Raw genomic sequence first — 12,283 nt, 5'->3', positions numbered from 1 at the left:
TAATTACAAAAAGCAAGTTTAGTGTAGAAAATGTATTCAATAACGTTGCCTTATGTAAGTTACCTAAAATTAAAACTATGAAATTAAAATATTTAATTATGGCTTCAATTATTTGTTTAACTACAAATCGTTCTTTAGCCCAAAAAATTACTACGAAATACGAAATAGCGAATCTTTCGGAATTGAAAAAAAAGAAAGATAGTATTGACAAACAATTAAGTTATTTAAAGTTAGAATATTATCTTCAAAACATGAAAAAAGGAAAAAGCAGATATTCTTTGGCTACACAAGAAGATAAAAATCTTTTATGGGTTATGCATCAATCTCCTAACTATGAAAAACTAAAAAAAATATGGCAGGAAGCAGTACGCGAATATATTGCCTTTGAAGAAAAATATTCTCCCGAAATAAAAAAACATCGAAGTTTAAATTATAAAAACAGTCAAAAATCTTTAACCAACAGAAATGAATATAATAAAACATATCTAGCTCTAAAGGAAGAGTTAAAATTTAGAGAATACGAAAAATATATCTATTATGAAAAAAATTTCTCTGACAAACTTGGAGATATGTGGTATGATGGCGGATCCTACTTATTAAACTTTTACAAATCTAGAAACTTGGAGATTCCGACAAATTGGTTAAACGCTAAAGATTTATTTGGAATTGAAAATTTCTCCAACTACAATGAAATGATGCAGAATTTGAAATATATTAACCAAGCAATCACAACAAAATAATTTAGTGCATCGAGTAGAAGAATCCTTCGTCTTTTTAGGTGGAAAAGATTCCTAAAAAATATAGCTTACAGCCCGACCTTATTGAAAAAACATTTTTCTTGTTTTTCAATAAGGCAACGCCCAGATAATAATACTGTTACACCGATATACTCACCACATAACCCTCAGAGCCGCGAACATTAAAAACAGTTCCGTCTTCAAACAACAAATATTGTCCTTTTATCCCGGTTAATTTTCCCTGAAATTTTGGCGTTTTATCTAAATTTAAGCTTTTTACTTTCACAGGATATTGCAAAACCGGATAGTCCAGCTGATACAAATCATTTTTCTCCGAATAAAAATATTCCTGAACTTCTGCGGGAATTAAATTTTCCAATTTTATTCGCTCTGCAACCAAATCAACGGCCTCAATATCATTGGTTAACATTTTACGCCAATTGGTTTTATCGGCATAATGATCTTTCAAAGCTACCTCGGTAATTCCCGCTAAATAACGATTAGGAACTTCCACAATTGCAATCGCCTGAGTCGCTCCCTGATCAATCCATCGTGTAGGCACCTGTGTTTTGCGCGTTACGCCTACTTTTATTTCGCTCGACAAAGCCAAATACACAATATGAGGTTGTAATTGTACTTTTTGTTCATAAGCCAAATCACGGTCTTCAATTCCCAAATGCGCCGTACTCAACTCCGGTTTCATAATCCAGTCACCCACAGTAGCACTGGAATAAAAACATTCGTAACAAAATCCCTGACGGTATATTTTTTTCTTTTTACCACAATTCAAACATTGAAAACCTACAAAATCAATAGCAATATCTTTACCAATAAGCTGATTAACATTCAAAAAACTAGTTTCAAAAACTAAGTAGTATTGAATAGGTTGACCATATTCGGTTTCCATTTTAGTAAGTACGCCTTCGTATTGCATTAAGATTAAATTTTTAAGGTTTGCTATTTCGTAAATTTTGCTATTTTTGGTAAAGTTATTATTCCTTAGGTAAATTTCATAACCCTATTTTTTAAAAATGCCAACACAGCTCATCAATTCATTTGCTTCCTGGGTTTTAAAACAACGAATCCACCAAATTGAACTTTTCCTAAAATACCCAAACGAGGTTCAGGAAGAGTTACTTATGAATTTAATTGCTGCAGCAAAAAATACAGAATTAGGCAAAAAATACGATTATGCATCTATTAAATCCTATGCTACATTTGCTGAAAGAATTCCGATTGCTACTTACGAAGAATTACAACCTTATATCGAAAGAACCCGTCAGGGAGAACAAAACATTTTTTGGGAATCCCCTATCAAATGGTTTGCAAAATCAAGTGGAACTACTAATGCTAAAAGTAAATTTATCCCCGTAAGCTATGAAGCGCTGGAAGATTGCCATTATAAAGGCAGCAAGGATTTGTTGTGTATGTATTTGAATAACAATGAAAACTCCGAGCTATTTACAGGCAAAAGTTTACGATTAGGTGGTAGTTCTCAAATTTACGAAGACAACAATAGTTTCTTTGGAGATTTATCGGCGATATTAATCGAAAACATGCCTATTTGGGCGGAGTTCAGTAGTACGCCCAGCAATAAAATTTCGTTAATGAGTGAATGGGAATCTAAAATGGCTGCCATCATCAATGAAACTAAAAGGGAAAATGTAACCAGCTTTGCAGGAGTTCCTTCCTGGATGCTGGTGCTAATGAACAAAATGCTCGAAGAAACCGGCAAAGGCAATTTATTCGAAATTTGGCCTAATCTGGAAGTTTATTTTCATGGTGGTGTAAGTTTCAATCCGTATCGAGAGCAATACCAAAACCTGCTTCCTAAAAAAGAATTCAAGTATTACGAAATTTACAATGCTTCGGAAGGTTTTTTTGCCATTCAGGACTTAAATAATTCCAGCGATTTATTATTAATGCTCGACTACGGAATTTTTTATGAATTCATTTCAATGGATACTTTTGGAACACCCAATCAAAAAGTTATTCGTTTAGCCGATGTAGAATTGAATAAAAATTATGCCGTAGTGATTACTACAAATTCTGGTTTGTTCCGTTATTTAGTGGGTGATACGGTTCGATTTACATCACTAAAACCATTTAGAATAAGAGTTAGCGGAAGAACCAAACATCATATCAATGTTTTCGGAGAAGAATTAATGGTCGAAAATACGGATATGGCTTTAGCAAAAGCTTGTAGTTTAACCCAATCTGAAATCAAAGATTACACCGTTGCTCCTGTATTTATGCAAGGAAAAGAAAAAGGAGCACATGAATGGATGATTGAATTCAAGAAAAAACCTGCTGATATAGCTGTTTTTCAAAAAGCGCTGGACGAGACTTTACAAACGCTGAATTCTGATTATGAAGCCAAACGCTACAACAACATGACACTAAATCCTTTGGTAATTAATGTTGCCAGAGAAAATTTATTTTATGATTGGTTGAAAGACAATAACAAATTAGGTGGACAACACAAAATCCCGAGATTGTCTAATCAAAGAGACTATCTGGAGCAATTGAAAAGTATGCAGGAGAAAGTAATAGTTTAATTATTTTAGCCACGAATTCACTAATATATCAAAATTCCACTAAGAAAAATAATTTTAAAATATTAGTGACATTGCAAAAGGATAGTTTTTTTTACCTTTTATTCGCGAATTCGTGGCTTAAAAAACTTATTATTTTTCCAAAATCTTCTTCAAATTAGCGAGATTTTGAGTTTGTGCATCGGTGATAAATTTCTTCCCTATCAACGACATTAAATTCATTGGATAATCGGAATGCCCATAGAATTCATTGGTCACTTTCGTTTGGTTTCCTGAAACAGCCTCGACAAAAGTAGCTGCTTTAGCTTCTCCCTCCATAGGTCTGACAAAATGCAAATCAACATCAATCCTGTCATCAGTAATTTTTGCAATTTGCTGTGAACCTTCGCCTACATTATCGTCTTTGCTATTCCAGGAAGCTTTAAAGCCCACCGTTCCGTCAGTCCCCTCATAATTCATTCCAACATTTGGATCCTGCATCACCCAAACACTGTATTTTTCCTGATTTTTAATCAATTTCACATAATCAAAAACTTTTCCTTTTGGAGCATTGATTGTTGTTGAAACAGAAACGGTATAATCTTTTGGAATAAACAAAGCCACTACCAGAAGTAACACTATCAGAGCTAAAAAAACAGCTATAATTTTCTTTACTATTTTCATCCTTATTACTTTGCGTTTTTATCAAAATTCACCATCCAGTTGATTCCGAATTTATCGGTAAACATCCCAAAATAAGCACCCCAAAAAGTATCATTCATCGGCATATAAGCATTGCCTCCGGCCGATAGACCGTTAAAAATTCGATCGGCTTCCTCTTTACTTTCGACATTGACAGAAACCGAAAAATTGTTCCCAAAAACAACATCACCACTAGTCGAATTACTGTCACTACCCATTAACATCACATCGCCAATAGGTAAACAAACGTGCATAATTCGATTAGCATCTTCTTCTGACAAATTTCCCGAACCATCTCCCGCCGACATTTCATTAAATTTCCCCATATAAGGAATCTCTCCGCCAAAAACAGACTGATAAAATAAAAATGCTGCTTCGCAATTGCCATTAAAAATTAAATACGGATTAATTGTTGCCATAATTTGATGCTTTTTAATTGATAATCTTTTTTGTTCACACCTATAAAAGTACAACTTATTTAAAACCCAATTTTAAGTCCGCATTAATTTTTTCTTTATTCCATAAAAAAACCTTAGTTCAAAATCAGAACTAAGGTCATTTTAAAAATTATTTTTTTGCTTTTTATATTTCGTCCATCATGTCAATATGACGATCGTGATAACCTAATAAATACAACACTCCGTCTAATCCTAAACTCGAAATAGAAGTCGCAGCACTTTCTTTTACCGTAGGTTTAGCGTGAAAAGCGATTCCTAATCCGGCTAAATTAATCATTGGCAAATCGTTTGCACCATCACCCACCGCAATCGTTTGGTTAATGTGAATTCCTTCTTTTTCGGCAATAGCTTTCAAATATTCAGCTTTCTTTTTACCATCTACAATTTCCCCCACATAATTACCGGTTAGTTTGCCGTCTTTGATTTCCAATTCATTGGCATGAACATAATCGATCCCTAATTCTTTTTGCAAATAATGTCCAAAATACGTAAATCCTCCAGACAAAATAGCTGTTTTGTAACCGTAGTATTTCAAGGCTTTCATCAAACGATGAGCTCCTTTGGTAATTGGCAAATTGATTGCTACGTTATGCAAAACTTCTTCGCTCAAACCTTCCAATAAAGCCATACGTTTTTTAAAGCTTTCGCTAAAATCAATCTCACCATTCATTGCCGATTCGGTAATAGCTCTTACCTGTTCTCCTACTCCCGCTAATTCGGCCAATTCGTCAATTACTTCCGTTTGAATCAAAGTAGAATCCATATCGAAACACACCAAACGGCGGTTTCTTCGGTAAATATTATCTTCCTGGAATGAAATATCCACATCTAAAGTTCTGGAAATTTCCATAAAACTGGCTGTCATAGCCGTTTTATCCACAATATCTCCCGAAACTGACAATTGGACACAGGAACGTGGATAAATTTCTGTTTCTACAATCGAAGTTCTTCCCGTTAATCTTTTGATGGAATCAATATTCAGGTTTTGATCCGACATGATTTTAGTCACCGCAGCCAATTGTCCCGCAGCCAATGTCTCTCCTAAAATATTGATAATATAACGTTGTTTAGACTGCGCTTTTACCCATTTTTCGTAATCATCTATCGTAATAGGAATAAATTTTACCTTAATTCCTAATTCGTACGCTTTAAACAACAAATCTTTCAAAACCGGAGCTGATGAAGAACCAGCTTCAATTTCGAACAAAATTCCCAACGAAAGTGTATCATGAATATCTGCCTGACCTATATCTAAAATAACGGCATTATACATCGCCAAAACTGATGTTAAACCAGCTGTTACCCCTGGTTTATCCTGACCAGAAACTTTTAATAAAATAATCTCTTTATCCTCAATTGCCATTTTTAATCTATATTGATTTTAGAAGCGACAAAAATCGACAATATATTGTTTAAAAAAAAGCAGATTTATTGATTTTTACGTTAATAAAATGACACCTATTAAAAAGCCCGACAGTTTTAAAAAAACTGTCGGGCTTAATTATTTTAATTGTCTTAAAATTTAAGAAGCAATCTCCAATCTTTTTAATAAGTTTTTATTCAAAGCTTCCTTAGCATAATCTAAGTCAATTTCCAAAGTTGTTTCATCCGTACTTGGTAATTCATACATCGCATCGGTTAAAATAGCCTCACAAAGTGAACGCAATCCACGGGCTCCTAATTTATATTCCAATGCTTTATCAACAATAAAGTCCAAAGCATCATTTGAAATACTAAATTCAACTTCATCCATCAAAAACAATTTCGCATATTGTTTGATCAAAGCGTTTTTAGGCTCTGTCAAAATCGATTTTAAAGTTTCTCTGTCCAAAGGATCCATGTGCGTTAACACCGGCAAACGACCAATGATTTCCGGAATCAATCCAAAATCTTTGATGTCTTTCGGGATAATATATTGCAACAAATTTTCCTTATCGATATTATCTTCATTTTTAGAAGTCGAATAACCTACTGCCTGACGATTCAATCGTTTGGATATAATTCTTTCGATTCCATCAAAAGCTCCTCCTGCTATGAACAGAATGTTTTGTGTATTTACTTCTACAAATTTTTGATCCGGGTGTTTACGACCTCCTTTAGGCGGCACATTTACAACCGTTCCTTCTAATAATTTCAACAAAGCCTGTTGCACTCCTTCCCCGGAAACATCACGAGTTATAGATGGATTATCGCTTTTACGTGCAATTTTATCTATTTCGTCAATGAATACAATTCCACGTTCCGCTTTAGCCACATCATAATCAGCGGCCTGCAACAAACGTGTTAAAATAGTCTCTACATCTTCCCCAACATAACCTGCTTCAGTTAAAACGGTAGCATCTACGATAGCCAAAGGGACATCTAACATTTTAGCAATGGTTTTAGCTACCAATGTTTTTCCGGTTCCGGTTTGTCCCACCATGATGATGTTACTTTTTTCAATCTCCACTTCATCGTCTAATTGCTGTTGCATCAAACGTTTGTAGTGATTGTACACCGCCACCGACATTACTTTTTTAGTCTGGTCTTGCCCGATTACATATTCATCCAAAAAAGCTCTGATTTCTTTTGGCTTTTGCAAAATCAAATCACCAATTAATTTTGAACTCCCGCTCGATTTCAATTCTTCCAGAACAATTCCGTGAGCCTGTTCGATACATCTGTCGCAAATGTGCGCATTAATTCCGGCAATCAACAAATTGGTTTCCGGCTTTTTCCTTCCACAAAACGAACACTCTAATACTTCTTTTGCCATTTTTTATAGTTAGAAGATGGAAGCTAGGAGTCAGAAGTTAGGAGTACTCCCATCTTCCAGCTTCCAGCTAAATTATCTTATTAAAACTTCATCAATCATTCCGTACTGTTTAGCTTCTTCAGCTATCATCCAGTAATCACGCTCACTATCAGCATATACTTTATCAAATTCTTGTCCTGAATGATGTGAAATAATTCTATACAACTCATCTTTCAGTTTCAACATTTCACGTAGGTTGATTTCCATATCCGAAGCAACCCCCTGAGCGCCTCCTGAAGGCTGATGAATCATTACTCTTGAATGTGGTAAAGCCGAACGTTTTCCTGCCGCACCTGCACATAATAAAACCGCTCCCATTGAAGCTGCCATACCTGTACAGATAGTAGCTACATCCGGTTTAATGTATTGCATCGTATCATAAATTCCTAATCCGGCATATACACTTCCTCCCGGTGAATTCAAATAAATTTGAATATCCTTAGAAGCATCAGCACTTTCTAAGAATAATAATTGCGCCTGAACAATATTTGCAATCTGATCATCAATTCCTGTTCCTAAGAAGATAATTCTGTCCATCATCAATCTGGAAAAAACATCCAATTGCGAAATATTTAACTGACGTTCTTCAATGATATAAGGAGTCATATTTGTTGGCGTCATAGCATTTACGATTTTATCGTAATACATCGCGTTTACTCCCTGGTGCTTAGTAGCAAATTTTTTAAATTCCTTACCGTAGTTCATATTTTCTTTAAGTTATGAGTTATACCTGATTTATTATTTTTATCAAAGGTTGTACCTCTTTGTAAACAATGCCATTCTGTCTTATTTCAGACCCAAACATTAAAAAACAAAGAGCGTCAAAAGAAACTTCTGACGCTCAAATATAACTATTTTTTTAACTATTGGCTAATACCTATAGCTATTCCAGAAATTATTTATTCTCCGTAAGAAGCAGCAATAAATTCTTCGTATGTTACTTCTTTAGTAGTTGGATTTGCTTTTTCTTTGAATAATTCCAATAATTTTTCAGCAACTACCTGATCAGAAAGTCTTTTCACTTCATCTTGGTTAGATAAAACTCTGGCAACAATTCCATCTACTTCTTCGTCAGTTGGATTTGTTTGACCAAATTGAGCCATTTGAATTCTGATATTTTTAGCTGTGAACGCTTTTAAATCTTCAAAAGTGATTTTGATATCATTTTGAGCTAAAGCTTTTCCTTCGATTAATTGAAAACGCAATCCTTTTTCAGAACGAGCGTATTCTACCTCAGCTTCTTCAGCAGTTAATTTTTTCTCACCTACAGTTTGCAACCATTTTTTCAAGAATTCAGCCGGCAAATCGAATTTTGTGTTTTCGATTAAGAACTCAGTCACATCTCCTAATAGTTTTTGATCCGCTTGTTGCGCAAATTGAGACTCAGCATCTTCTTTGATTTTAGCTTTCAATTCGTCTAAAGAAGCTACTTTTCCTTCTCCAAATAATTTATCAAATAACTCTTGGTTTAATTCAGCTGGTTCAGACACTGTGATTGCTTCGATAGTAAAATCTACATCAACTGCTAAAGTATGAACCACATCATGACTTACTTTTAAGTAATCCATTAATTGGTGATCATCTTCAAATAAATCTTTTGTGTTTACGGTCACAACATCACCTACTTTTTTACCAATGAATTTATCAGCAGTAGCTTTATCTTTGAAAACTGATAATGAAATAGTTGTTGTATTTCCAATTCCTTCTGCTTCATTAGTAAAAATTCCTTTTAAATCAGCACCTTCAACAACAGCTTCCTGTGGAATTGCATTACCAAATTGTTTTTGGATACGTTCTACTTGTCCGTCGATTAATTTATCATCAGCAGTAACTACATATTTTACGATATCATTTTTAGCATCTAAGTCTAATTCGAAGTTTGGCACTAAACCAATTTCATATTCGAATACTAATTCTTCAGCGTCCCAGTCTAAATTTTCATTTTCTTTAAGAAGTGGAGTACCTAAAAGGTTCAGTCTTTCTGATTGGATATAACGCTCTAAAGCTAAGTCAACTACTTTCTTAACTTCTTCTTTCTTAATCCCTTTTCCGTATTGTTTTTCAACAAGGTCTTTTGGCACTTGTCCTTTTCTAAAACCTTTTACTTGCGCCAATGGCATTTTTTCGTTAAGTCTTTTGGCTACCTGACCTTTGTAATCCATGTGAACAACTGTCATTACAATTGTTTCATTTACAGCATCTATCGCTACTCTTTTAATATCCATCTTCTTCTTTAATTTACGTAATAAAATTGGACGGCAAACTTATAAAATTTTTACAAGTTCACCAAGCTTTTTAATACGGAACCTTCGGTATTGAAAACAAGAGTGTTATTTACGGAAAAATCAACTTACAAAATGGTTTTAAAAACATTCTGGTTTACTGAATTTCTTTCCAAAAATCATCCTTCGAAAAAATATTTTTCAAAGTATATTTTGCTGCTGCTGCTTTAGTTAACTGGTGCGACCAAGAGACTCTTTTATTGACTTTCGCCCCTTTTCCTTTATTGTTATATTCGGCATAAAAAGCAGTTTTCGTTTTATCCGGAAAACGCTCGTCTTTCCAGGGATTCCAGCCTTCCGGTAAAATATGCTTTCCTAAATTACAATTCATAAAAACCGTTTTCGCATAAGGTCGCCACGGACGACCTAAGAAAACTTTCGTCACAGCAGCATCCGCAGTCAATTTGCAATTCATAAATACATAACCAAACTCCAAATTTTCAGGAGTAGAAGCCGCTGTGATATACGAATCTTTCGTAGAATTAATCACACAGTTTTCAAAAACAGCTACTGCCGAACCAAAAATAAAATCAGTCGTTCCTTCGATATAACAATTTTCATAATATTGATAATAACCGTCTCCATCGGTCAACAAAGTATCCTGACAACCTAAAATTTTGGAATTTTTAATTATAAAACGATTTCCTTTGGCACATAAAGAAACAGCCTGCCCTTGATCGCAGGAGGAATTTTGGATAGTTATATTCGAAATTTTAACATCATCGGCTCGAACTAAAAGAGTATAGGAATCGGAAGTTCCAAAATTTCGTTTAGAATTCGGATTGGGTTTTCCGGAATAATCATCATTCGTAATAATGGTTTTTTCTTTACTTTCTCCTTTCAATTGCAATCCTTTTTTTGAAGACGGAATCACTAATTTCTCTTTATAAATTCCGTTTTCAATAAAAATTAAAACAGCTTGAGTATCCGTATTTGCCGCTTCAATGGCCTCACCAATGGTTTTAAAATCTCCGTTTCCATCCTGAGCGACCGTTATTTTTAATTGGTTTTGAGCACAAATTGAATTCAAAAACACCAAACACAATCCCACTAAAATTTTCTTCATAACCCGATTTAAAATTGTAAATTAAACACTAATAACCCTCAAAAATACAGAAAAAAACCGGTTTTTAGTAATCGATTACAATACACATAAAGACTTAATTATATAAAAAAGTCGAAACATTACATTGTAACATCTCGACTTTTTTTATACAAAATGATGTTTATTTCAACTCAAGCGGAGGCAAACTATCAATTTCCTTTTTACCTAAAACCAAATCCCGAATTTTACTTCCTTTAAGATTTCTTAACTCTTCGGCAGCAGTTTCGGCAACTGCATTTGCTCCAGCCCTTCCGGTATGCGTATGATCTTTCGGGAAAAATGCTGCTACTTTTTCCTGCCCTAAGGCCTCATATTTTTGAGCCACTTTATCACTCAAATCGATATAATCTGCTTTTTCTTCGGCAGCCACTTCCTGAGCCCATTTTACGTAAGTTGTTTTTCTTTGTTCTACTTTTCCATTTGGCCATTCGTTTCTTGGTGTTAGGCTCATCACAATTGGAGTCGCTCCTTTTTCTCTGGCTTCACGAATGTATTTTTTCATATACCATCCAAAAGTATGCACCGTTTCCATAATACTGTCGGCACGATTTACAACTCGGGTTTCGTCACCAATTCCGTTAATAGAACCTCTGAATTTTTCGCTGTCAATTTTACCGGCATCGTTATGCCCAAATTGAATAATTACAAAATCTCCGGGAACAATTTCGCTTTTAGTTTTATCCCAAAGCCCTTCGTAATCAAAAGTACGGCTGCTTCTTCCTCCTCTGGCTTTATTGATAATTTCCACACGGGTTGTATCAAAATAGCGAGGCACCATAGTTCCCCAACCTACTGCATTTTCATTGTTATTATTAGCCATTGTTGAATCACCAATTAAGAACACATTAATTTTTCTAGGCAATTTAATTACAGGATTTTCCAGGATATAATTTTTCAAAGAATTGTTAGAAACCTTTAATCCGTCAATGATGGAAGAGGCTGCCAAAACTGCTCCTTTGGCCGACGGATGGGTATGATCTTTTTTATAAAAATAAGTTCCAGTAACATTAGCCTCTCCAAATTTCTCCAATTTAGAAGCCATTCTGTCGTTCAAATCAATGAAGGTCACTTTTTCCTGATCGGCAATTTGTTTTGCCCACAATCCATAAGAAGTATTGTTTCTTGGCAGTTTTCCATCTTTCCATTTATTTCTTGGAATTGGAGACATCACGATTGGAATGGCGCCTTTTTCTTTGGCTTCTTTCACCACTTTTCGCAAGTACCAACCATAAGTATGCACCACCTCTTCTTTTTTGGTAATCATATTTACAATTTTCTCCGACTTACCTGAAATTCCTTTGATAGTACCTCTGGCTCTGATCGTATCATTTAAAGGTCCATCATCATTATGCCCCCATTGAATGAGTACATAATCTCCTTTTTTTAATTTTTTGTATACGGCATCCCATAATCCCAAATTTTGATAGGTTCTGGTACTTGTTCCTCCCAAAGCATGGTTTTCAATTCTCACCTTAGTAGAATCTAAAAACTGCCCAATATAATCGCCCCAGCCCCAAAGGCCTCCTGTACCATCACCACGCCCATTTTTAACTGTGGAATCACCTACGGTATAAATTGTAATTTTTTGTTGTGCATTTGTCTGAAATTGCACTAAAAAAAGTGCTAAAAAAGCCAAAAGCATTAATTTGGTCATTCTCATTTTTCTAATAT

General features: G+C 34.6%; 11 protein-coding genes. 2 read left to right on the top strand and 9 right to left on the bottom strand.

Annotated features, from left to right (window positions below; translation table 11 throughout):
- Positions 1 to 77: 77 nt before the first annotated feature.
- A complete protein-coding gene (locus tag B6A10_RS02225) occupies positions 78 to 740 on the top strand; it encodes a hypothetical protein (protein ID WP_238929352.1) in 663 nt (220 codons plus the stop codon).
- Between the two features lie 136 nt (positions 741 to 876).
- Here the strand turns inward: B6A10_RS02225 and B6A10_RS02220 are convergent, their stop codons facing one another.
- The gene (locus B6A10_RS02220) at positions 877 to 1,671 is read right to left on the bottom strand and encodes a DUF2797 domain-containing protein (RefSeq protein ID WP_188219557.1); all 795 of its coding nucleotides are present in this window, start codon (positions 1,669 to 1,671) and stop codon (positions 877 to 879) included.
- A 97-nt stretch (positions 1,672 to 1,768) separates the two neighbouring features.
- On the opposite strand from B6A10_RS02220, the gene B6A10_RS02215 reads away from it, so the two are divergent.
- Positions 1,769 to 3,295 (top strand): GH3 auxin-responsive promoter family protein, encoded by a 1,527-nt coding sequence (locus tag B6A10_RS02215; protein WP_188219556.1) that lies wholly within the window; start codon positions 1,769 to 1,771, stop codon positions 3,293 to 3,295.
- Between the two features lie 129 nt (positions 3,296 to 3,424).
- Here the strand turns inward: B6A10_RS02215 and B6A10_RS02210 are convergent, their stop codons facing one another.
- The 8 genes from B6A10_RS02210 to B6A10_RS02175 all read right to left on the bottom strand — a co-directional run bounded on the left by B6A10_RS02210 (position 3,425) and on the right by B6A10_RS02175 (position 12,272).
- Positions 3,425 to 3,955 (bottom strand): SRPBCC family protein, encoded by a 531-nt coding sequence (locus B6A10_RS02210; RefSeq protein WP_188219555.1) that lies wholly within the window; start codon positions 3,953 to 3,955, stop codon positions 3,425 to 3,427.
- 5 nt (positions 3,956 to 3,960) lie between these two features.
- On the bottom strand, positions 3,961 to 4,392 hold the full coding sequence (locus B6A10_RS02205; RefSeq protein ID WP_188219554.1) for a VOC family protein: 432 nt from the start codon (positions 4,390 to 4,392) through the stop codon (positions 3,961 to 3,963).
- Between the two features lie 163 nt (positions 4,393 to 4,555).
- Positions 4,556 to 5,794 (bottom strand): phosphoserine phosphatase SerB, encoded by a 1,239-nt coding sequence (serB, locus tag B6A10_RS02200; protein WP_188219553.1) that lies wholly within the window; start codon positions 5,792 to 5,794, stop codon positions 4,556 to 4,558.
- 159 nt (positions 5,795 to 5,953) lie between these two features.
- Positions 5,954 to 7,186 carry an ATP-dependent Clp protease ATP-binding subunit ClpX gene (clpX, locus tag B6A10_RS02195; RefSeq protein ID WP_188219552.1) on the bottom strand — a complete coding sequence of 411 codons (1,233 nt, stop codon included), beginning with the start codon at positions 7,184 to 7,186 and terminating at the stop codon, positions 5,954 to 5,956.
- Positions 7,187 to 7,258: 72 nt separating this feature from the next.
- On the bottom strand, positions 7,259 to 7,930 hold the full coding sequence (gene clpP / locus B6A10_RS02190; RefSeq protein WP_026712409.1) for an ATP-dependent Clp endopeptidase proteolytic subunit ClpP: 672 nt from the start codon (positions 7,928 to 7,930) through the stop codon (positions 7,259 to 7,261).
- 194 nt (positions 7,931 to 8,124) lie between these two features.
- A complete protein-coding gene (locus B6A10_RS02185; protein WP_188219551.1) occupies positions 8,125 to 9,450 on the bottom strand; it encodes a trigger factor in 1,326 nt (441 codons plus the stop codon).
- A gap of 154 nt (positions 9,451 to 9,604) precedes the next feature.
- Entirely contained in the window at positions 9,605 to 10,573 is a 969-nt protein-coding gene (locus tag B6A10_RS02180) for a pectinesterase family protein (protein ID WP_188219550.1), read from the bottom strand.
- 160 nt (positions 10,574 to 10,733) lie between these two features.
- On the bottom strand, positions 10,734 to 12,272 hold the full coding sequence (locus B6A10_RS02175) for a rhamnogalacturonan acetylesterase (protein ID WP_188219549.1): 1,539 nt from the start codon (positions 12,270 to 12,272) through the stop codon (positions 10,734 to 10,736).
- Positions 12,273 to 12,283 lie beyond the last annotated feature (11 nt).

Source organism: Flavobacterium pokkalii (assembly GCF_014596575.1).
GTDB classification, from domain to species: domain Bacteria; phylum Bacteroidota; class Bacteroidia; order Flavobacteriales; family Flavobacteriaceae; genus Flavobacterium; species Flavobacterium pokkalii.
This window is presented reverse-complemented; position numbering and strand designations above follow the sequence as displayed.

Bases quoted from the DNA above. Each gene is read 5' to 3' on its own strand.
- B6A10_RS02225 (WP_238929352.1), top strand. From the start codon at position 78: ATGAAATTAAAATATTTAATTATGGCTTCAATTATTTGTTTAACTACA.
- B6A10_RS02220 (WP_188219557.1), bottom strand. From the start codon at position 1,671: ATGCAATACGAAGGCGTACTTACTAAAATGGAAACCGAATATGGTCAA.
- B6A10_RS02215 (WP_188219556.1), top strand. From the start codon at position 1,769: ATGCCAACACAGCTCATCAATTCATTTGCTTCCTGGGTTTTAAAACAA.
- B6A10_RS02210 (WP_188219555.1), bottom strand. From the start codon at position 3,955: ATGAAAATAGTAAAGAAAATTATAGCTGTTTTTTTAGCTCTGATAGTG.
- B6A10_RS02205 (WP_188219554.1), bottom strand. From the start codon at position 4,392: ATGGCAACAATTAATCCGTATTTAATTTTTAATGGCAATTGCGAAGCA.
- serB (WP_188219553.1), bottom strand. From the start codon at position 5,794: ATGGCAATTGAGGATAAAGAGATTATTTTATTAAAAGTTTCTGGTCAG.
- clpX (WP_188219552.1), bottom strand. From the start codon at position 7,186: ATGGCAAAAGAAGTATTAGAGTGTTCGTTTTGTGGAAGGAAAAAGCCG.
- clpP (WP_026712409.1), bottom strand. From the start codon at position 7,930: ATGAACTACGGTAAGGAATTTAAAAAATTTGCTACTAAGCACCAGGGA.
- B6A10_RS02185 (WP_188219551.1), bottom strand. From the start codon at position 9,450: ATGGATATTAAAAGAGTAGCGATAGATGCTGTAAATGAAACAATTGTA.
- B6A10_RS02180 (WP_188219550.1), bottom strand. From the start codon at position 10,573: ATGAAGAAAATTTTAGTGGGATTGTGTTTGGTGTTTTTGAATTCAATT.
- B6A10_RS02175 (WP_188219549.1), bottom strand. From the start codon at position 12,272: ATGAGAATGACCAAATTAATGCTTTTGGCTTTTTTAGCACTTTTTTTA.